18 protein-coding genes are annotated in these 20,853 nt (G+C 43.6%); 9 read left to right on the top strand and 9 right to left on the bottom strand.

The genetic code is table 11. The features are described 5' to 3' along the window. Positions 1-6: 6 nt before the first annotated feature. Together J7I42_RS09455 and J7I42_RS09450 are read left to right on the top strand one after the other, a co-directional pair. Positions 7-834: an enoyl-CoA hydratase/isomerase family protein gene (locus tag J7I42_RS09455; protein WP_209138526.1), complete on the top strand. Its 828-nt coding sequence runs from the start codon at positions 7-9 to the stop codon at positions 832-834. Between the two features lie 29 nt (positions 835-863). Beyond that, on the top strand, positions 864-1,424 hold the full coding sequence (locus J7I42_RS09450; RefSeq protein ID WP_209138525.1) for a hypothetical protein: 561 nt from the start codon (positions 864-866) through the stop codon (positions 1,422-1,424). A gap of 134 nt (positions 1,425-1,558) precedes the next feature. Here the strand turns inward: J7I42_RS09450 and J7I42_RS09445 are convergent, their stop codons facing one another. After that, a complete protein-coding gene (locus tag J7I42_RS09445) occupies positions 1,559-2,572 on the bottom strand; it encodes a sigma-54 interaction domain-containing protein (protein ID WP_209138524.1) in 1,014 nt (337 codons plus the stop codon). Positions 2,573-3,112: 540 nt separating this feature from the next. Between J7I42_RS09445 and J7I42_RS09440 the strand changes: the two genes are divergently transcribed. The 6 genes from J7I42_RS09440 to J7I42_RS09415 all read left to right on the top strand — a co-directional run bounded on the left by J7I42_RS09440 (position 3,113) and on the right by J7I42_RS09415 (position 10,369). Continuing rightward, positions 3,113-5,452, top strand: a complete 2,340-nt coding sequence (locus J7I42_RS09440; RefSeq protein ID WP_209138523.1) for a tetratricopeptide repeat-containing sensor histidine kinase — start codon at positions 3,113-3,115, stop codon at positions 5,450-5,452. Between the two features lie 9 nt (positions 5,453-5,461). After that, a complete protein-coding gene (locus J7I42_RS09435) occupies positions 5,462-6,844 on the top strand; it encodes a sigma-54-dependent transcriptional regulator (RefSeq protein WP_209138522.1) in 1,383 nt (460 codons plus the stop codon). Positions 6,845-7,044: 200 nt separating this feature from the next. Continuing rightward, positions 7,045-7,527, top strand: a complete 483-nt coding sequence (locus tag J7I42_RS09430) for an organic hydroperoxide resistance protein (protein ID WP_236065408.1) — start codon at positions 7,045-7,047, stop codon at positions 7,525-7,527. Between the two features lie 38 nt (positions 7,528-7,565). Continuing rightward, entirely contained in the window at positions 7,566-8,432 is an 867-nt protein-coding gene (locus J7I42_RS09425; RefSeq protein WP_209138521.1) for an oxidoreductase, read from the top strand. Between the two features lie 4 nt (positions 8,433-8,436). Then, complete coding sequence (locus J7I42_RS09420) at positions 8,437-9,480, top strand: alpha/beta fold hydrolase (RefSeq protein WP_209138520.1); 1,044 nt, start codon at positions 8,437-8,439, stop codon at positions 9,478-9,480. Beyond that, positions 9,470-10,369: an alpha/beta fold hydrolase gene (locus J7I42_RS09415; RefSeq protein ID WP_236065407.1), complete on the top strand. Its 900-nt coding sequence runs from the start codon at positions 9,470-9,472 to the stop codon at positions 10,367-10,369. The genes J7I42_RS09420 and J7I42_RS09415 overlap by 11 nt, the downstream gene beginning before the upstream one ends. Before the next feature lie 133 nt (positions 10,370-10,502). On the opposite strand, the gene mnmE is transcribed toward J7I42_RS09415, so the two are convergent. From mnmE to J7I42_RS09375, 8 genes are all read right to left on the bottom strand, one after another. Further along, positions 10,503-11,888: a tRNA uridine-5-carboxymethylaminomethyl(34) synthesis GTPase MnmE gene (gene mnmE / locus J7I42_RS09410; RefSeq protein ID WP_209138519.1), complete on the bottom strand. Its 1,386-nt coding sequence runs from the start codon at positions 11,886-11,888 to the stop codon at positions 10,503-10,505. A gap of 98 nt (positions 11,889-11,986) precedes the next feature. Further along, positions 11,987-12,820, bottom strand: coding sequence for an energy transducer TonB (locus J7I42_RS09405; protein ID WP_209138518.1), 834 nt, complete (start codon positions 12,818-12,820; stop codon positions 11,987-11,989). 127 nt (positions 12,821-12,947) lie between these two features. Next, the gene (locus J7I42_RS09400; RefSeq protein ID WP_209138517.1) at positions 12,948-13,775 is read right to left on the bottom strand and encodes an energy transducer TonB; all 828 of its coding nucleotides are present in this window, start codon (positions 13,773-13,775) and stop codon (positions 12,948-12,950) included. 197 nt (positions 13,776-13,972) lie between these two features. Continuing rightward, positions 13,973-14,602: an energy transducer TonB gene (locus tag J7I42_RS09395; RefSeq protein ID WP_209138516.1), complete on the bottom strand. Its 630-nt coding sequence runs from the start codon at positions 14,600-14,602 to the stop codon at positions 13,973-13,975. 99 nt (positions 14,603-14,701) lie between these two features. Further along, positions 14,702-15,538, bottom strand: a complete 837-nt coding sequence (locus J7I42_RS09390) for an energy transducer TonB (RefSeq protein ID WP_209138515.1) — start codon at positions 15,536-15,538, stop codon at positions 14,702-14,704. A 56-nt stretch (positions 15,539-15,594) separates the two neighbouring features. After that, entirely contained in the window at positions 15,595-16,128 is a 534-nt protein-coding gene (locus J7I42_RS09385) for an ExbD/TolR family protein (protein WP_209138514.1), read from the bottom strand. Positions 16,129-16,165: 37 nt separating this feature from the next. Then, positions 16,166-16,825, bottom strand: a complete 660-nt coding sequence (locus J7I42_RS09380) for an ExbD/TolR family protein (RefSeq protein ID WP_209138513.1) — start codon at positions 16,823-16,825, stop codon at positions 16,166-16,168. Between the two features lie 108 nt (positions 16,826-16,933). After that, positions 16,934-17,800, bottom strand: a complete 867-nt coding sequence (locus J7I42_RS09375) for a MotA/TolQ/ExbB proton channel family protein (protein ID WP_209138512.1) — start codon at positions 17,798-17,800, stop codon at positions 16,934-16,936. A gap of 473 nt (positions 17,801-18,273) precedes the next feature. Between J7I42_RS09375 and J7I42_RS09370 the strand changes: the two genes are divergently transcribed. Further along, positions 18,274-20,811 (top strand): zinc-dependent metalloprotease, encoded by a 2,538-nt coding sequence (locus J7I42_RS09370; protein WP_209138511.1) that lies wholly within the window; start codon positions 18,274-18,276, stop codon positions 20,809-20,811. Positions 20,812-20,853: the final 42 nt, after the last annotated feature.

Here is a 20,853-nt window from a genome sequence, read left to right as displayed (position 1 = left end):
CACCACATGAAAACAGAAAAACTAGCGGAGACCCCGCTGACCCTTACACAGCACAATGAAGGATATTGGCAGGTCACCATCGACGATCCCCCGTTGAACCTTTTCGGTCCGGATTTACTCACGGGCCTGGAAGAGATCGTGCGGCGGATGCAAGCCTCGTCCGATCTTCGGGTGATCGTATTCGACAGCGCGGTGCCCGGATTCTTCATGGCACATTTTGATATCGCCCGCGGATTAGAGGTACTTAGTCGTAAAACACCTTCAGGCCTGCCTCCATGGTTCGATGTCGCTCAGGCGCTTCACGAATCACCGGTGCTCACCATTGTGTCGATCCGGGGTCGCGCCCGTGGCGTTGGCATCGAATTCTCCGCAGCGTGTGACATCCGTTTCGCCAGCGAAACGGCTGTTTTCGGACAGTTCGAGGTAGCGTCTGGTACGATCCCCGGCGGTGGTAGCATGGAGTTTCTGCCTTTGCTGGTAGGACGAGCGAGGGCCCTGGAACTCATCATCGGTGGCGAAGACATTGATGCAACCACCGCTGAACGGTATGGGCTCATCAACCGGCTGATACCGGATGGCGAACTGGACACTTTCGTGCACCAGTTGGCCCTTCGCATCAGTCGCTTCGATCCTGTAATCACCCGTCAGGCAAAAACAATGATAAGCCAACGGGCCCCGACTCCATCGATGGATCGCATGATCGAATCCCGCATCGCCTTCATTAACGCAAACATGCGTCCCGAGCGGAAACCCATTTCTGAAAAAATGCGGGCCTGGGGAATCCAACAGGACGGTGACTTTGAAAAGAACCTTGGCGCCTATTTCAATGAATAAGAATTCTATCAAAATCAAAAAATAAAACAATGAAAATCGCAGATCAAATAGTCGATTCCAGCTTTACTGCAATCATAAAGGCACCCATCGAAAAAATTAACATCCCCGAATGGTGCTTCAATTTGTCCGAAGCCGAATATCAAAGTTGCTCCCCGGCTCACGTCTCCGCCGCCTCCACCATTGGTCCAGACGGCCGCCGTATGTCCATAAACGTGGAGATCATCGGAGGCAGTCCGATGGTCCAACATTACCAGGAGGCCCTTTCCGAGCCGCATCATCTCATCCTCACCTCCTGGTCAGACGTGTTTAGTGCTACAGGCCGCCTCGTGCTGCACGTTCACTGGGAGCTCAGCGTTCGCGCCATAGACGGCGCCACCTGTGAGTTTACCAACAGGGTCATTTCCCATGCTACTGAGGATATGATGACAGCCCTCGACCGCCAGGGCATCAGCTTTGAGGCCTTCCGCGCCCAGCGTCAGCCGCACTCCATTAACCATAACCGTTCCGAAACTCCCCTGTTCGCGGCCAGCCTTGAGCGCGCTGCTTTGGGAGCATCCCTTTCAAAAGTAAAAACTGCTAAGCTCAGCTAAGCATTTTTCTCAACCCTCTAAATTTAAAGAGGCCACCTCAAAGTAATATGGGGTGGCCTCTTTCATTTTAAGTTTTAAGGTCGCGCATCAATTCGAGTAGTAAGGTGAGTCTTGGAGAAGGTGCATATAATTGGTTATACTACAAAATGATTTTTACCAATACCAAGGCGTTTAAGCTTAGAGCTTAACGTACTGGGAGGTACACCTAGGAATTCGGCTGCTCCATGGCTCCCTGATATTCTCCCTTTACAATAATTAAGGGTATTGAGTATGTGATCGCGCTCGTTCTCTTCAATAGTTTTTAATGTAAAATCCATTAGCGTCGTCTTTCTTTGACCATGTTCTTTATTCGAGGGAAGCTGGATTTCATGAATCAATTTATCCTCAGCTAACAACATACTGCGCTCGATTACATGTTCGAGTTCACGGATATTGCCGGGCCAACTGTAATTCATTAGTTGCTTCAACGCATATTTACTGATGGTGGTAATTTCTTTGCCCGTCCTTGTAGTTAATTTACAGATGAAGTGATGCACCAGCGAAGGAATGTCATCGCGTCGGTTTCTTAATGATGGAAGGTTGATCGGGAAGATATTCAAACGATAGTAAAGATCGGCTCTGAACCGCCCTTCCGCTACTTCTTTTTCCAGGTCACGGTTCGTCGCCGCTATGATACGTGTATCAACCGTAGTTGAGCCTTTGCCGCCTATACGTTCTATTTCTTTTTCCTGCAATGCACGAAGTAATTTTACCTGCAATTCTAAAGGCAACTCACCTATCTCGTCAAGAAATAGGGTTCCATTATGGGCCAGTTCGAATTTACCGATCCGGCGTTCAAACGCCCCGGTAAAACTACCTCGCTCGTGCCCAAACAATTCAGACTCAATCAGATTAGCGGGTAGTGCTGCGCAATTTACTTTAACCATTGTTTTACTTCGGCGCGGCGAGTTATCATGTATTGCTTTGGCAATAAGTTCTTTGCCCGTACCTGTCTCTCCTAATATTAGGGTTGTGCAGGCTGTTGGCGCCACTTTTGCAACCAGATGAAGAGTTTGCCGAATTTCCCGACTATTGCCGATAATGTCGGGAAAATGAAGAATTGCCGGGAATTCATCACTTAAACATGTTGATTCTTTGGCATAGCGCATAGTTGTAAGTGTTAATTTTTACCGGAGAGATTATCAAACCTTACAACCAGATTCCAATATCCGGGCCATTCAAATTATGCTTTGACAGTCAGCCTTTTAGTTCAAATCCTCTGTACTGAAAATCATGAAATATCGTGATTTTCAAAGTGAGCCCATGATATTCCATGATTTCAAAAATACCCGCAACCTGCTGTTAAACAAATCTGCGTATTGAATTCTTTTTAGTTAAATCTTATAGCGGAAATGTCTAATTTTACAGTCCCATAAATATCCGCCAGCTGAAATCTACCGATCGATTTTGCTCTGTAACTTTTCTTGTTTAGGCAGCTTTCTGACCTGCTTTGAAAGGCTATCTTACGCATGATATTTAACAAAAAACCTGTTCCATTGAGTGATTGATGTGAAATAATCTAAGAGACGCAAAAAGATTTAAGTCACATATAGAACTTGCTTAACAGAAATGATATCTAGTGTTTAACCAGAAAAAGGGTGGTGTATATGTATAGACCTGTGTTGTTAGGAATATTGTCATTATTCTTAATGACAAGGGCTTTGACTCAGTACGCCCAGTCAGAAACACAACAGGAATTACTTGTAAAATTAATTAAGAGCAAACCTGATACCAATCGGATAAGCATAGAGCTAAAATTAGGCGCCTATTATCTGTACAAGCCATTTTCTGAAATGCGTAACTTGACGGATTATAAACACAATCCGGATAGCGCTATTGACCATTTCAACAAGGCTTTACAACTAAGTGTTAAATTAAATGAGAGCGACTGGCAACACGACGCCCTTGAGTGGATTGCTTATTACTATCAACGTGTGAATGATCCGGTACGCACTATGCAGTTATTTAATCAGGTAATAACATACTTTCGGGAAAAAGGAAAGCATAGCAAAGAAGCGCATGCCTGGAAGAGTCTGGCTAATGCTTACTTTATAAATGATAAATTTAATAAATCTGCAACTGAAAGGATAAATCATTACCAGCATGCCCGTTCGTTGTATTTGCAAAGCCGTCAGCCGATAGATGCAGCCCATATTTTAACAGATATAGCAGCCAACCGGATAACCATCAAACAGTTTGAACTTGCCGAAAAAGAGCTGCAACAAAGTTTAGCTGAATATAAAGCGGCTAAATATGAAAAATTGCAGTATACTTATATGACACTCGTTGACCTGGAATATTCAAAAGGCAATTATTACCGGGCCTTAGCTTATTGCTTGGAAGGCATTAAAAACTCAGTCCCAGGGGAAGACAGTCATTATATATCCTATTTTTATTGGAATGCAGCCAGATGTAATTTTGGAGTAAAAAAATACCAAAAGGCCGAGGAATGGCTCTTGAAAGCCATTAGTATTAATGACTACCCTGATTACAAATATCTATTAGTCGAAACGCTGCTAAAATTAAACAGGAATGAAGAAGCGCTAAAGACAATAAATGCCATTACAAAAGCAAATTTCCCCCATACTTCCTGGGACACGGCAAATATATATAGGTGCATGGCCCTGTATCATGCTAAGTCAAATAGCAACGAGCTTTCCATTCGATATTATCTTAAGAGTTTGAAGATGACTGAAAAACTCTTTGGTGAACGAAGTTATTCATGGCACATTATATGTTATAACGGCATTGCCGAAGCTTTTCTAAACGCCAATCAGCCAGCAAAAGCAAAAAAGTATATTACTAATGCTGCATTAATCTTTAAAAAAGCGGAAACTATTTCTGACAATAGTTTTTTAGTTGATTTCTACAATAATTCCTATAAATATGATATAACCATAGGCAAATACAGGGCTGCATTTAAAAATGCCAAGACACCTTTAGGGGGTGGACTTTTAATGAGCTTTTATACTAATTCATATAATTATTATGTTGCCATTGGAAATTACCAGGATGCCTCATATAATTTAGCCCGCCTCGTCAAATTGCAGGATTCACTTTCTACTGTTGATAAGAATAATGAAATTTCAGAACTGGAAATTCAGTATCAAACTGTTAAGCAAGAACAATCAATAAAAAGTCTCAATGATCAGAATTTGATTCAAAAGATGAGACTGGAAGACGCTAACCTGCAAAGAAATGTCACTTTTTTAGGTATTGTAATAATGTTATTGGTAGCAGGCGTATTATACCGGCAAAACCTGGTACGAAAAAAGAATAACCAAACCATCACCTTGCAAAACGATCTTATTATCCATAAAAATGAACAGATGCAAAAATTGCTGGCGGAAAAGGAATGGCTGTTGAAAGAAGTGCATCATCGGGTAAAAAACAATCTTCATTCGGTGATAAGCTTGTTGGAGGCGCAGGCGGCCTATCTTGAAAATGATGCATTACGCGCAATTGAAAATAGTCAGCACCGCATTTATGCGATGTCGCTCATTCATCAAAAACTGTATCAATCAAATGATATAAAAACTATCGATTTGAAAAGTTACATACCGGAGTTAGTACAATACTTGCGGAGTAGCTTTGAAACCGGGCATATCAGGTTCAATCTGGAGGTTGACCCTTTACAGCTCAATGCATCCCAGGCTATACCATTGGGGCTTATTATAAATGAAGCATTAACCAATTCAATCAAATATGCCTTTCCGGACGGCCGTCATGGCGAAATCCTGATCTCTCTGACTCACGTTGATGGAAAATATAAATTGGAATTAGCTGACAATGGGATCGGCATGCAAAAAAACACGTCAGAAGTTAAAAAGAGCTCCCTTGGATTGGAGCTAATACGGGGACTAACAAAAGAAATAGGAGGATATATTACCTTTGAAAATCATAAGGGCGTGTTGATCACGATCGTATTTGAACGGGATATCCTGCATTCAATGAATGAGGGGCGGGATGATTATCTGACATCGCTATAGAATAATTTAATGAAAACCAAAATACTGATAGTTGAGGACCATTTCGTAGAAGCGGTCAACCTGCGGATCATTCTCGATAAAGCGGGTTACGAAGTTTGCTCCATAGCCTCATCTTACCATGAAGCGTTGGCTATTGCCAAAAATGAACACCCGGATATGGTATTCCTGGATATTTATTTAAAGGGAAAACAGACAGGTATCGACCTGGCAAAAGTTTTTAAACAACAGAATATAGGCTTTGTATTCCTTTCTGCTAATTCGGATAGACAAACACTGGAGGCTGCTAAAATGACCGATCCCTACGGCTTTCTGGTAAAGCCGTTTCGCGAAAAAGATGTACTGGTAACTCTTGATGTAGCCTGGTACCGCCACCGGCAAAATAAGCAGTTAGAAAACAGGTATAAACAGGCAGAATCGGAACCATTAAACGAAGGGGCAAAGTTGATGATTGTCACGGGCCACAGTATGAAAGAAGTAGTCAACAACATTAAAGTGGTTGCTTCCTCAGATATATCGGTGTTAATATTGGGCGAAAGCGGTACGGGAAAAGAATTGGCCGCTAACTATATTCACAACAATTCTTCGCGGAATGTAAAACCATTTGTTGTGATAAATTGTGCTGCATTGGCGCCGAACCTGGTCGAGTCAGAATTGTTCGGACATGAGAAGGGTTCATTTACAGGGGCTACAGATAAGCGAGTAGGCAAGTTTGAACAGGCTGACGGCGGGACAATTTTTTTAGACGAAATAGGCGAGTTACCCTTAGATATGCAGGTGAAACTTTTACGGAGCTTGCAGGAAAAAGAGGTTGAGCCTATTGGCGGAAAGAAAAAAAAAGTGGATGTGCGCATTATTGCTGCCACTAATCGTATCCTGGAAGACGAAATTGCTGCAGGCCGGTTCAGGATGGACTTGTATTACCGTCTCAATGTATTTCCAATACAATTACCACCTTTACGCGAGCGAAGAGAGGACATACTTCCCATAGCAAAGCATTTTATGCAATACTATGCCAGGAAAGAAAATAAAGACATTACCGGGATGACAGACAATGTTACCCGGGCGTTGATGGATTACCATTGGCCTGGAAATATACGCGAATTGGAAAATGTAATGGCACGAACGATTCTATTATCCTCCGGGCCTATTATACATTCGGTGTCTCTCCCTGTTGCCCAAAGCAAAAATATAGGTACAACAAATGTCAACACCAACAAAAAGATCTATGAAAATGAACGCGATTACATTATCGCCATGCTAAAAAAAAGCGGTGGAAAAATTTACGGTGAAGGCGGGGCCGCTGAATTAATGGATATTAATGCCTCTACGCTCGTATCCCGAATGAAGAAATTAGGTATCGAAAAGAATAGTATAAACTCCAACAATAGCTGACAGGAAATTTAATTCCTGCTTTAATTTTCCTTTCCCTTCGCTGCTAACGGTGTATCGCGACTGGTTTTCGATTTTATACGTCAATACGCGATTTGATATACCGGCAATACTCATCAACTCATTGATAACTATTTCATTGTGAAACGGCATGATATTTATTATTTCATGTACGTTCGAATAACCCGCTGCAACAAAAGGTAATGGATGATAACATCTTAGCCTGGAATAAAAAAATCAATCAAAATATAATCTCATTATCAATGGAAACAACAAAGAAAGTATTGTATACAGCTAAAGTTCATACAACAGGCGGCCGCGCCAATGGTGTCGCCAAAAGCGATGACGGGCACTTGAATATTAAGCTCTCAACTCCCGGTACCGGGCGTGCCGGCACAAACCCCGAGCAATTGTTCGCAGGGGGCTGGTCAGCGTGCTTTGAAGGCGCAATGGATATTGTTGCAAATAAATTAAGGATCACTCTTCCAGTAGATACGGCAATTGATGCAGAAGTGGATCTGTGTTTGACCGGTATGGATTTTTCCCTGCAGGCACGTCTTAATATAAGCTTGCCGGGCATGAGTATGGAAGTCGCTCAGAGACTTGTTGATCTATCACACCAAACATGCCCATATTCTAAAGCGATTAAGGGCAATGTTGATGTCAAGACTACCATAACGGTTTAATCACCTACGCATTCACAACCACTTTAAGCTAATTGAAAATGAAAGAACCTAATTCTAAGGTTTGGTTTATTACCGGTGCCTCAAGAGGCTTTGGCTTAGAAATAGCTAAGGCGGCGCTCAGAGCAGGTGATTATGTTGTGAGGGGGATAAGAAGTAAAACAGATCAATTGTCTGCTATTCTTAGCGATCCAAATGGGCTTATGGTAGTAAAGTTAGATGTAACAAATGAGAAGGATGTTCATACATCAGTTGAGCAGGCAATTGCACATTTTGGCAAAATTGATGTCCTGGTCAATAATGCAGGTTACGGCATACTTGCTGCTATCGAGGAAGCCTCAGATCAGGAAACAAAAAAAATATTTGACACTAATGTTTTTGGGCTCCTGAATGTCACCCGCGCCATTCTTCCCTATATGCGTCGGCAAAGATCTGGTCATATAATTAACATATCCTCCTTGTTTGGATACGACTCTTTTCCAGGCTGGGGTTTGTATGGCTCATCTAAATTTGCAGTTGAAGGCATTTCCAAAGGACTTGCTTTAGAGCTTGCCCCTTTTGGTATCCATATCACCGTTGCTGCCCCCGGCCATTTTAGCACTAGTTTTTTGAGTGGCGATTCTTGTTCCCGGTCCGAAAACATCATCTCTGACTATGAAAATACCGCAGTCGGTCAAATGAGGAAAAACATTGATCAGCTGCATGGGAACCAACCGGGTGACCCTAAAAAGTTAGCGGAACTAATCGTAAAACTGGCTCATACAGAAAGTCCGCCGCTTCATTTGCCAATTGGTAAGGATGCAATTGCGATGTGCAAGAATAACATTGAAAAAATGAGTAAAGAAATAAACGAATGGGAGCCCCTGTCATCAGATACCGATCACGAACAAACTAATTTAATAAACTAATAATATGGTGAATCGCCGCCGCTTTATCAGCAATGCTGCACTGGGATATACCTTTGCTCGACTCGGTATGTTTAATACTGCGAAAGCTAGCCCTCCTGACGGTTCCTTAACTAATCTTAATGCCATGAATTATTCAGACAGCAAGTCATTTGACAATATAAAACAAATAAATGCTGGCGTGCTTAATGTGGGTTACGCTGAAGCCGGAAGCGTCAATGGCCAGGTTGTGATCTTATTGCATGGCTGGCCGTATGACATTCATAGTTATGCAGAAGTGGCGGCAATTTTGGCCTCCAAAGGTTACAAAGTAATCGTTCCATATGTACGCGGTTATGGGACCACACGCTTTCTGTCGGACAGCGAGATCCGCAATGGCCAGCAGTCGGTCTTTGCTAGGGATATTATTGACTTGATGGATGCTTTGAAAATAAAGAATGCCATCATAGGCGGTTTTGACTGGGGCGCACGTACCGCCAACATTATTGCTGCGCTTTGGCCCGACCGCTGCAGCGCTTTAGTATCAGTTAGCGGTTATCTGATCGGTAGTCAACAAGCTAATAAAGCACCACTACCGCCAAAAGCAGAGCAAGCTTGGTGGTACCAATATTATTTTGCTACAGAACGTGGCGAAATGGGGTACAAACAAAACACATACGAGTTTAATAAACTTATCTGGCAGACAGCTTCACCTCAATGGCATTTTGACGAGGCCACTTACAAACTATCAGCACAATCATTTAACAATTCGGACCATGTAGCCATAGTGATAAATAATTACCGTTGGCGTTTGGGCCTGATCAAAGGGGAAACAAAGTACGACGACTTTGAAAAGGAGCTGGCAATGGCTCCAATTATCAGTGTACCTACTATAACGCTTGAAGGTGATGCTAACGGTGCGCCTCATCCGGATCCAACAGCATACGCAGGAAAGTTTAAAGGCAGATATCTACATCGTACAGTCAGCGGCGGTATCGGGCATAATTTGCCACAGGAAGCGCCATTGGAATTTGCTCATGCAATAATTGAAGCAGCTGGTTATGCTGAATAAACTCAGGAAACCATCGTACAAAAAGTTAACTGTAGCAGAAAATACAATTAAATTATTAACAACACTTACAATGAAAATTACAGTAAAAGACGGCACCCAGATTTACTACAAAGACTGGGGCAGCGGACAACCGTTGGTTTTTCATCATGGTTGGCCTTTATCGAGTGATGATTGGGATGCACAAATGATGTTTTTCCTGGAAAAGGGATTTAGGGTGATCGCTCACGATCGCCGGGGTCATGGAAGGTCAACTCAAGGATCCGTTGGTCATAACATGGATACTTATGCTTCCGATGTAGCGGAACTTACAACAGCTCTTGATTTGAAAAATGCGATACACATTGGGCATTCTACGGGTGGCGGTGAGGTTATTCGATATGCCGCACAATATGGTAAGGGCCGTATTGCCAAGGCGGTGCTGGTAAGCGCGGTAACGCCAATTATGGTGCAAAGCGAAATCAATCCGGATGGCGTTCCATTATCTGCCTTGAACGAAATACGCCTGAATACTGCCACAAACCGGCCTCAGTTTTTCCAAGATTTCACCATCCCATTTTATGGTTACAATCGTGCAGGTGCAAAAATATCTCAGGGCATCAGGGACAACTGGTGGCGTCAGGGTATGATGGGTGGTGTTAAAGCACACTACGATGGGATCAAAGCCTTTTCAGAAACGGATTTTACCGCGGATCTGCAAAGTGTAGATATTCCCGTGCTGGTGCTTCATGGCGAAGATGATCAGGTCGTGCCTTTCCCGATATCGGGCGCAAAAGCTGTCAAGCTGTTGAAACACGGAAAGTTGATTTCCTATCCGGGTTTCCCACATGGTATGCCGACGACTGAAGCTGCCGTTATCAATGCCGACATATTAGCTTTTATCAATTCTTAAAACATTCTGCCCGTTTAAACTTGAAGAGCGCCAATGGTGCCTTTTTTTTAAGAATACCGGTACCGAAAGCAAATATTTAGAAAGTCGCCACGTGGCGACTTTTTTAGTGTTGCTGGTAATTGTCAATAAAATCCTACTTCCCTATACAGAATTTGCTAAAGATATAATCCAGCTGATCTTCTGTTGTTATTTCACCGGTTATCTCACCCAAATAGTGTAAACATCTACGAATGTCGAGTGAAACCAGGTCGCTGGGAATATTACTATCCAACCCATTTCGGGTATCTATCAGCGATTGCAATACTTCCTGCAAGGCGTGAAAGTGCCGCGCATTGGTAATTATGGTGTCATCGGTAGTAACCTTGCCCTGCAACACCAGATCAACCAATTTTTCCTTTAAGACCTCGGTATGCAGATTTTCTTTGGCAGAAATGAATATAATGCCGGGAATGCTGTTGAATTTATTGCGACGGTCTGCTTCGGAAGAAGCATCGGCTTTATTACCAACTAAGACGTATTTCAGTTTTTTGTTGTTGAATTCATTTACAGTTGACTGTAATTCATCCTTGGAGACCTCATTTACATCAAACAGGTATATCACTACATCGGCCTGCTGCATTTTGGCCAGGGCTTTTTCCATGCCTATACTTTCTATTACATCGTGGGTATGTTCACGAATACCGGCTGTGTCAATGAGGCGGAACAGGATGCCATCGATATTCAATACTTCTTCAATTGTATCGCGGGTAGTACCAGCAATATCGCTTACAATGGCCCTGTTTTCATTTAGCAGGGCATTCAACAAGGTCGATTTACCGGCATTGGGTTTTCCGATAATGGCCACACTTACCCCATTTTTGATCACATTTCCCAATTGAAAGGAGGCAGCCAGCTGTTGGGTAGTTTGCTGCACTTCGGTAAGAAGTTCATACAATTGGGTCCTATCAGCAAACTCTACATCTTCCTGCGAAAAGTCGAGCTCCAGTTCTATAAGTGCGGAAAATTTGATCAACCGCTCCCGAAGGTCTTTTAACCGTTCTGAAAAACCACCGCGAATGTTATGCAGGGCTGTTTTCCTGGAAGCCTCTGTATTACTGGCAATCAGGTCGGCCACGGCTTCTGCCTGTGCCAGATCTAACTTGCCATTTAAAAAAGCCCGTTGGGTATATTCTCCCGGTTTGGCCAGCCGGGCGCCCTGGTTAACGCAGGACTGTATGATCTCCTGCAAAACGTAGGGGGAACCATGACCCGAGATTTCTATCACATCTTCACCGGTGTACGATTTGGGACCTTTAAACAGTGAGATCACTACTTCGTCCAGCACCTTCCCATTCTCTTTTAAATAGCCTACATGCAGGGTATGTGAGGGTTGTTGAGTGAGGTCTTTTGATGGGAACAACCGGTTCACGATGTCAATGGCCTGCCGCCCGCTTAAACGTATAACGCCAATAGCCCCAATTCCCTGGGCGGTTGCCAGTGCTACAATAGTATCATCCCAGCCAATCGATTTTCCGTGCATATAGTGCTTATTAAACGGGGGCAAAAATACCAATTAAAAAGGAAAGGGCGATCCCCCACCTGAGGACCGCCCTGTAGAGCAAGCGACTAACAGACTACCTATTCGGCAGCGATTTTAAACCCTATCGGCTGTCTTTTGTACGATTTCACCTTGTGACCATTTTGAACGGCGGGGGTCCATTTACCACTTTTTTTAATCACCCGTACTGCCTCAGAACGTAATTCCTCGGGGCCACTCAAGGCTTGTACCTCGCTTACATTGCCCTCTTTGTCAACAATGAATTGTACCACTACAGTCCCTTGAATTTCCATATCTATAGCTTCCTGTGGGTAACGCAGGCTCCTGTTCAGGAAACGCATCCAGGCAGATAAACCACCGGGATATTCCGATTCAATTTCCACTTTCATAACTATTCCATCTCCCTCTTCGTCCTCTTTTGTAGGTTTTTCAATGATCCCCTTTACAACACCATCCCCAACAGGGCCTGTCACCAACCCATTCTCCAACTCTCCGTCCGGGTTATTCACATTGCCAATTTTTACATTTTCCATATCCTCGTTTGTTGGCGGCACTTCCTCTGGCTTAACCTCCTCTGTTGGTACAATTTTGGGCGTGACAAAGGCTATTGTTTTTAACCGTACTGGCGCGGCCGGTGGTTTTACCGGTGGCGGAGGGGGTTCTACTGGCTTCTCAGGTTGAGTTATTGACTCCAGCACTATGTCCTTAGTGAACAGGTCCGGGTCTATTTTTGTTTTTTTACCAGCAAAGGCAAATCCGATAAACAACATGCAGATGAGCGATAACATAACAGTAATGGACACTGTCAAACGCCGGCTATAGGTGCGTCTCAGGTCATAAGCACCATAATCCTTGTTGCGGCCTTCGAATAAAATATCGAGCACATCTGCGGTTAGAATGGTAGAGCTTTCCATAACTATTATTTATTACTAAGATGCATAGCCTAACTATTTCCATACTATAATAATCAAAACAACCATTGCCTAAAATAAAAAAATCCTCCCCGTAATGGAGAGGATGCAAATAAACCCATTTTGAATCTTACCCTTCCGTCTCAAGACGGAATACGATTGGTTGTTTTTTGAACGATTTAACCGAGCGGCCGTTTTGAATAGCCGGTGTCCATTTACCACTCTTCTTAATTACCCGTACTGCTTCTGCGCGGTATTCCTGAGGCCCGCTGAGCGCTTCTACATCACTTACGTTTCCATCTTTGTCAACAATGAACTGCACTACAACCGTACCCTGTACTTCATTATCCAATCCTTCCTGTGAAAATTGAAGGTTCTTTTTCAGAAAACGTTGCCAGGCCGGCATACCACCGGGATATTCTGACTCCATTTCCACCTTGGTAAAAACTTTGTTCCAGTCTTCTTCATCTTTCTTTGGTTGTTCAATAACGCCAGTAGTGCCGGGCTCAATAGGTGGCGCTATGATGTCGGTTTCTTTCACCCCTTCCTGGTTGTAAGTAGCGATACGGGTGTCTTCGAGTTTTTCCACCTCTGGTGGTTTCTCCTCCTCTTTAACATCTTCATCGTTTACAATTTTGGGTGGCGTGAACTTGGCCATTTCCACTTTTACTTCCGGCTGTTTGGGCGGCGGTGGTGGTGGCAGCGGCTCAACAGGTCTGTCTGGTATTTTATCCAACACCACGTCTGGAGGAATGATCACCTCTGTTAGCTTTTGCTTTTTTTCACCTGCAAAGGCATACCCGATGCCCAGCAAAAGAATTACCGATAACATAACAGTAATGGACACCGTCAAACGTCGGCCGTAGGTACGTCGCAGGTCATAGGCGCCATACTCTTTGTTGCGCCCCTCGAAAATAATATCGAGGATGTCTGCGGTTAGAATGGTTGAACTTTCCATGGCTATGCTTTATTACTTAGATGCACACGCTAATTTATTCCATACAATTACTAAGTAACTTTTGCGCATCCGTGATACTTCGGGAAACCAGAAAACAACTATGTGATTAAGAAAATGTGTCCAATAGAAAATAAAAACCGCCACGTTAAACCGCGGCGGCATAAATATCGTCAACCGAATTTTATAAGCGCATTGTTTTATTCTTCTGCTTTAATACAAATTATGAACGGCTGCTTTTTAAGTGATTTTACATAACGGCCATTTTGTATTGCCGGCGTCCATCTACCACTTTTCTTAATTACACGCACCACTTCTGTACACATTGCTTCCGCACCGCTTAGGGCTTCTACATCACTAACATTTCCTTCTTTATCTACAACAAACTGTACCACAACACTACCATACGATTCGTTATCAATAACATCCTGGGGTATGTGCAGATTCCTGTTCCAAAAGCGCAGCCAGGCCGCTGCTCCGCCCGGATATTCGGCCTCAATTTCTACCTTACTCCATATTATACTATCCCTGTAGTCTTCCTCCTGAATTGGTAGAGGTTCACTGTATGGGGTTCTATTTTTTTCACCTTTAATTGTACCAGTGAATGGCTTTACACGCTTTATTTTGACTGTCTTTTCTGAAGTAGTTTCTTTGTGATCTGGTTGCGGTAAAGGCGTTATTTTCATTTCATTCCCCGAAACTTCCGGCAATAACAGTTTCCCCTCCTGTGTAGTGATTTCAGTTTTTTTCTTAGTATCAAATGAACAACCAATAAATAACATTTCCCCTAGTATCAACATAACAGCTATAAGTAAGGCAGTTGGTTTCATTACTACACTTTAAACTAGGATGTGATCTTTTATACTTTCCATAAAACAAAAAATCCTCCCCAGTAACTGGAGAGGATTTAATCTTATTATCCTACGGTATTATCCTTCTGATTCGAGACGGAATACGATCGGTTGCTTCTTGTACGATTTAACCTGGCGACCGTTTTGTACAGCTGGTGTCCATTTACCACTCTTTTTGATAACCCGAACAGCTTCTGCACGCAATTCCTGCGGTCCGCTGATGGCTTCAACATCACTCACATTACCTTCTTTGTCCACAATGAACTGTACAACTACAGCACCTTGTACTTCGTTATCGATAGCTTCCTGGGGATATCGGAGGTTCCTGTTCAGGTAGCGCTGCCAGGCGGCGGCTCCACCGGGGTACTCCGACTCAATTTCCACCTTGGTAAAGGTTTTATCCCAGTCTTCATCGTCTTTTTTAGGTGCTTCCACAACTCCTTTTCCACCATCTTCAACGGGAGGAGCAACAATACCTTCGTCTTTCTGACCTTCCTGGTTCATTGTACCAATCTTGGTCTCTTCCAGTTTTTCAACTTCTGGTGGTTTCTCCTCTTCTTTTACCTCTTCATCTTTTACGATCTTAGGAGGTGTGAATTTTGCCATTTCCACTTTCGGTGGATCTGGTGGTTTTGGGGGAGGTGGCGGCGGCGGCTCCTCTTTTTTCTCCTCCTGTTTTATCTCTTCGAGCTTCACGTCCTGCACATCCACCTTCGCGACCTTGGTGTTGTCCTCCAGTAAAGCGGATACCAGGTACCCGATAAACAGCAGAAGACAAATAGCACCAACTATAAGAAGCGATGTTACTAACCGCTTATTATAAGTTTTGCGCAGATCATAAGCACCGTATTCCTTATTCCGGCCCTCGAAGATGATGTCAAGAACATCAGCGCTTAATATTTTATTGACTTCCATGATTAAAGATTCTTTGTAATTAGATGCATTGAATGCAAATTTCCATAAAGCAACTTTTATTTACTTCCTTCGGTAGCTTTCATCAACTGAATTTCAGTATCAAAGATGTCAACCATCGCATACCGTTTAACATCATTGATGGTCATTTCATCAAGAATGTCTACAGTGTTTTTGTAGGTAGCCTCGGGGCCAGGTTTAATTACCACTACAAAATCCTGAGGATTAGTTGATTTCTTTTTATCGATGATCTCCTTACGGATATCTTTAAAGTTGCTTGCTTTGAAGTTGGAACCATCTGGTAATAATTCCCCTTCATAATAATACACTCCATCACCTTTACCCAGCATAATGGTCAAAGCGCCAGACGCTTTGATCTTATTCTGTTCTTCGGGCTTCTCCGTGTCTTTTGGCAGGAAAAGCTTCATTGCAGTGGGTTGGCTCATGGTAGTGGTGAATATGAAGAAGGTAATCAGCAGGAATCCCAAATCCACCATTGGCGTAAGGTCAACGCGTGTAGAAAGTTTTTTCCCTTTCTTTACGCCTGGTCCTTTTTTATGTTTCCCCCCACCGGAGGTATCCATTTCTGCCATGTCGCACTTTTTTTAAGTTATAAATTTAATTCGCTTATTATTCCTCTTTGGCGCCAGTAGCTCTTTTAGCAGCCAGAGCGGTACCATCCGGAACACCCTCTGGGTCTGTCACCATCGAGAACTTAAATATCTCATTTCTTTTAAATGCATCGATCACCCCTTTGAATGTAGGATATTTCGCATTGTTATCCCCTTTTACCAACAAGGACATTGTATTACCTGTGAAGGCACGGGTGGCAGCGTTCATCCATACAGTCAATTGATTGTCAGCCGAATCGAGCGGAATACCGGGTGCTTTAAAGTTTTTAACCTGATCAGCACTCAAATCCAGGAACGACTTCAACTGGGAGAAAGGAACCCCTACAATTGAGCCACTTCTTGCAAATGCAGCTTTTTCCTGGGCAGTTAACCCAAGGTTTTTTCCCTGGTCTATCATATCAATGATATCCTGTTTTTCAGCTACGTTATTGTCGCCCACTGAAAAATAGGCCTTTCCGTCTTTGTCCATAGTTATCATCACTACGTTCTTGTCTGCTGCCGCTTTGGTTGAAACCGATTTGGGGGTTACAACCGCCACAGTATCATCAGATTTGAACTTGGTGGTGAGGATGAAGAAAGAAAGTAACAGGAATGCCACATCACACATCGCTGTCATGTCAACAGAGGTACTCTTGCGCGGCACTTTTACTTTTGGCATAATTTAAAAATTTCTGATTCTGGTATAAGATTCACTTTCCTTCCATTTCCATATACATCTACTGTATTTCTCAAAATAAAAGTAAATTCCCCAGTTTGGGGATTACGCTTATTTGTACAGAGATGCAAAGCTTTGGGTCAGTGTGAAACCAGACTCATCAATACCATATGTAATTTGGTCGATCTTTGTAGTAAAGATGTTGTACATGATGATTGAGATAGCAGATGTACCGATACCTAATGCGGTATTGTACAACGCTTCAGAGATACCTTTTGACAGCTCTGCTGCAGCACCGCCACCACCTTCAGAACCCATGGCAGCAAATGAAGTGATCATACCCAATACCGTTCCTAACAGACCCAACAGGGTTGCTACTGAAGCGATAGTTGACAAGAACACCAGGTTTTTCTCCAGCATAGGCAGCTCCAGAGCGGTAGCTTCTTCAACCTCTTTTTGAATTGCTAATACTTTTTGCTCAGTATCCTGCTCAGTATTAGAGATCATTTCTTTGTACTTACGCAGACCGGCTTTCATTACATTACCAACACTTCCGCGTTGACGATCGCACTCAGAAATTGCCTGATCAACATTTTTATTAGCCAGGTGATACTGTACTTTACGGATGAATTCAGCGATGTTACCGGTACCGGTAGCTTTTGTGATAGTCATTAAACGCTCGATAACGAAGGTAATCACTGTTAAAAAGGTAGCAAGCAGAAGAGGCACAATAATACCACCATCATACATTCTCACCAAACCACCTTTAGGTCCTTTATGTTTAGGCCAAAAACCGCCAGCAGGATCGGGATTAGTAAAATTGCTAGGATCTCCGAGGAGAAAACGCCAGATAATATAACCGGCAAGAATACAAACTACGGGGGCTAACCATGAAATGGCATTGGATTTCTTCTTAGGTTGAACAGATGTACTACTCTTCGCTGCGGTTGCAGTCGCAACGGGTCTTGTTTCAGCCATGATTGTGTTTTTTAGTGTTTTATAAATTTTAAGCTATCAGTAGATTCTAAATGGGCTCACAATTCTAAGGAAAAAGTCATTTCACTTGATCAAATTGATCAAGAAAAATTTTGATAAGGTTCACAAGTTAAGAAATTTCTTAACTGATCGCCTCAAAAACAGGCGATTTGATTGCATAGAACGGCAACAATATATGTCATAATTAGAAACAAAACAAGCCTGTTAATCAATGACCTCCAAGTTATACCCGATATATTCATTCACTAGCCCGTTACAACCATTGTCTATAAGAACACCATATTACATTTTTTTGATCAGCGGTAAGCAGCCTTCATCTTCTCACATCTTGTTTTCCCTACCTTCATCCATTAGAATTTTTTTAAATGATCTAATCATTCAGAAGAATAGGATAATACAGTTTACCCAACATTGTACCCTGTTCAGCTGGCTCCCCAAAAAAACAATTACTATTAATGATGAAAAAGTGTTTTTCCTTGCTGGTGTTACTGGCCTGTTGCAGTGCACTGACCTTTGCACAAAAAAAATCCAGGACCCCGGCAGCTCCGGCAGATACTGCTAAACGCCCGGCTGCTTTAGCCCCCCGACCGCCACAATCAGGTCCTAAACCTTATAGTGATGTTATTACCGACAAAGCAATAACCCGCAAAGGCCTCTTTACTGTACATAAAGTAGAAGACAAATGGTTTTTTGAAATGGGCGATACCTTATTAGGAAGGGATGTATTAGTGGTGAACCGCATTTCCAAAGCTCCCATCAATACCCGTGCTGGATTCTTTGGTTATGCCGGTGACGAGATCAATGAAAATGTGATCCGTTTTGAAAAAGGACCTAACAACCGGATCTTCATGCGCAACATTTCCTATTCGGTGTATGCCAAAGACTCTACCAAACCCATGTATAAATCGGTAATGAACAGCAATATTCAACCTATTGCCGCTTCATTCGATATCAAAGCGCTTTCAAAAGACAGTACCGGTATCGTGATTGATATTACCGATTTTCTTAATAGCGATAATGATATCCTGTTCTTTGCCTCTTTCTTTAAATCGGCCCTGCGTATCGGCGGTCCCCAACCAGATAAATCGTATATCGCCGATATCAAGACCTTCCCTATCAATACCGAAATAAAAACGGTAAAGACCTATAGCCGGATGCCCGCCCCCGGCCCCTTCCCCGGCGCTTCCGCTGGCCCCACCGGCAATGCCACTTTTGAGCTCAACAGCTCGCTGGTATTATTGCCCAAAGCTCCTATGCGGCCCCGCTTTTACGACGACCGCGTAGCTTATTTCACTACCGAATACACCGATTTTGATGCCGATCCACAAGGTGTTAAAGACATCAGCCTTATTACCCGCTGGCGCCTGGAACCCAAAGAGGAAGACATGGAGAAATACAAACGGGGTGAACTGGTTGAGCCGAAAAAGCCGATCATCTTTTACATCGATCCCAATACGCCCGAAAAATGGGTGCCCTACCTGATCGCCGGTGTTAACGACTGGCAAAAAGCATTTGAAAAGGCCGGCTTTAAAAACGCCATCATGGCCCGCAGGGCCCCTACCCGTGAAGAAGACAGCACCTGGAGCCTCGAAGACGCCCGCTATTCTGCCGTTGTATATAAACCTTCTGATATTCCCAATGCCATGGGCCCGCACGTGCACGACCCACGCAGTGGCGAAATTCTGGAATCGCATATCAACTGGTACCATAATGTAATGTCATTGCTGCGCAATTGGTATTTGATCCAGGCCTCTCCCAGCGACCCGCGTGCCCGCAAAGCGCATTTCGACGATTCTCTCATGGGTGATCTCATTCGTTTTGTATCATCGCACGAGGTAGGCCATACCCTCGGGTTGCCCCATAACATGGGCGCCTCCTCTGCTACGCCAGTTGAAAAACTGCGCGATAAGGCCTGGGTTGAAGAACATGGCCATACTTCCTCCATCATGGATTACGCCCGCTTTAATTACGTGGCGCAACCTGAAGACAAGATCGGTATCGCCGGAATGTATCCCCGTATTGGCGACTACGACATGTGGTCTATTGAATGGGGGTATAAATTACTGCCTGGCAAAACTGATGATGAAGAAAAAGATATCCTGAACGACTGGGTAAAAAGCCATTACAACAATCCCCGGTTACGCTTTATACATGCCGATGGTGTTGACCCACGGGCCCAAACCGAAAGCCTGGGCGATAACACCATGAAGGCAGATGAATACGGTATCAAAAACCTGAAATGGATATTGCCGCAATTGCCTAAATGGCTAAATGAAAAAGGAGAGGATTACAAGAACCTCGACCAGGTGTATGATGAAGTGTATTCTACGCTTAGCCGCTATATGGGTCATGCCGTTACCTATATCGGCGGTTCTTATACCGATCTAAAAACCACCGATCAGGATGGCGCTGTTTATACAGTAGTACCCAAAATGTTGCAAAAAGAAGCGCTGACCTTCCTGCAAAAGAACCTGTTTACAACGCCTACCTGGTTGTTGAACAAAGCCATTATGGATAAGGTGACTTCTCCCGTTGAAGACAAACTCAGCGGCCTGCAGGACGTATGGCTCGGCGCCCTGTTAAACAGCAGCCGTTTGCAACGCCTCATCACTGAAACCAACCGCGATGCTAATGCTTACCGCATCGATGAGTTTATAGATGACCTGAAGAAAGGCATTTTTAGTGAATTGACTACCCATGCGCCCATTGATAATTTCCGTCGCAACCTGCAAAAATCTTTTGTAGAAAGAATGAGCGTACTGGCTTCTATAGCGCCCGCTGCTCCTGCCGGCGGTGGTGGCGGTATCACCATTTCATTTGGCGGCCCTACGGTTGATGTTAAGAAAACAGATATCAGCTCTGTTGCCCGTGGCGAACTACGTGCCTTGAAAGCCCAGATCGCCGCAGCCGCCGCTACTTATGGCGATAAACTGAGCAAGTATCATTTACAGGACCTGAATGAACGCATCGACCGGACACTAAACCCTAGATAACACATTCAGATTTTCATAAATAAAATCCCGAAAGCATTACCG

The sequence above is a fragment of the Niastella soli genome, from assembly GCF_017742245.1.
GTDB classification, from domain to species: domain Bacteria; phylum Bacteroidota; class Bacteroidia; order Chitinophagales; family Chitinophagaceae; genus Niastella; species Niastella soli.
This window is presented reverse-complemented; position numbering and strand designations above follow the sequence as displayed.

What these genes read in the sequence shown, in the direction of transcription:
- J7I42_RS09455 (WP_209138526.1), top strand. Translation starts at nt 7, where the DNA reads ATGAAAACAGAAAAACTAGCGGAGACCCCGCTGACCCTTACACAGCAC.
- J7I42_RS09450 (WP_209138525.1), top strand. Translation starts at nt 864, where the DNA reads ATGAAAATCGCAGATCAAATAGTCGATTCCAGCTTTACTGCAATCATA.
- J7I42_RS09445 (WP_209138524.1), bottom strand. Translation starts at nt 2,572, where the DNA reads ATGCGCTATGCCAAAGAATCAACATGTTTAAGTGATGAATTCCCGGCA.
- J7I42_RS09440 (WP_209138523.1), top strand. Translation starts at nt 3,113, where the DNA reads ATGACAAGGGCTTTGACTCAGTACGCCCAGTCAGAAACACAACAGGAA.
- J7I42_RS09435 (WP_209138522.1), top strand. Translation starts at nt 5,462, where the DNA reads ATGAAAACCAAAATACTGATAGTTGAGGACCATTTCGTAGAAGCGGTC.
- J7I42_RS09430 (WP_236065408.1), top strand. Translation starts at nt 7,045, where the DNA reads ATGGATGATAACATCTTAGCCTGGAATAAAAAAATCAATCAAAATATA.
- J7I42_RS09425 (WP_209138521.1), top strand. Translation starts at nt 7,566, where the DNA reads ATGAAAGAACCTAATTCTAAGGTTTGGTTTATTACCGGTGCCTCAAGA.
- J7I42_RS09420 (WP_209138520.1), top strand. Translation starts at nt 8,437, where the DNA reads ATGGTGAATCGCCGCCGCTTTATCAGCAATGCTGCACTGGGATATACC.
- J7I42_RS09415 (WP_236065407.1), top strand. Translation starts at nt 9,470, where the DNA reads ATGCTGAATAAACTCAGGAAACCATCGTACAAAAAGTTAACTGTAGCA.
- mnmE (WP_209138519.1), bottom strand. Translation starts at nt 11,888, where the DNA reads ATGCACGGAAAATCGATTGGCTGGGATGATACTATTGTAGCACTGGCA.
- J7I42_RS09405 (WP_209138518.1), bottom strand. Translation starts at nt 12,820, where the DNA reads ATGGAAAGCTCTACCATTCTAACCGCAGATGTGCTCGATATTTTATTC.
- J7I42_RS09400 (WP_209138517.1), bottom strand. Translation starts at nt 13,775, where the DNA reads ATGGAAAGTTCAACCATTCTAACCGCAGACATCCTCGATATTATTTTC.
- J7I42_RS09395 (WP_209138516.1), bottom strand. Translation starts at nt 14,602, where the DNA reads ATGAAACCAACTGCCTTACTTATAGCTGTTATGTTGATACTAGGGGAA.
- J7I42_RS09390 (WP_209138515.1), bottom strand. Translation starts at nt 15,538, where the DNA reads ATGGAAGTCAATAAAATATTAAGCGCTGATGTTCTTGACATCATCTTC.
- J7I42_RS09385 (WP_209138514.1), bottom strand. Translation starts at nt 16,128, where the DNA reads ATGGCAGAAATGGATACCTCCGGTGGGGGGAAACATAAAAAAGGACCA.
- J7I42_RS09380 (WP_209138513.1), bottom strand. Translation starts at nt 16,825, where the DNA reads ATGCCAAAAGTAAAAGTGCCGCGCAAGAGTACCTCTGTTGACATGACA.
- J7I42_RS09375 (WP_209138512.1), bottom strand. Translation starts at nt 17,800, where the DNA reads ATGGCTGAAACAAGACCCGTTGCGACTGCAACCGCAGCGAAGAGTAGT.
- J7I42_RS09370 (WP_209138511.1), top strand. Translation starts at nt 18,274, where the DNA reads ATGATGAAAAAGTGTTTTTCCTTGCTGGTGTTACTGGCCTGTTGCAGT.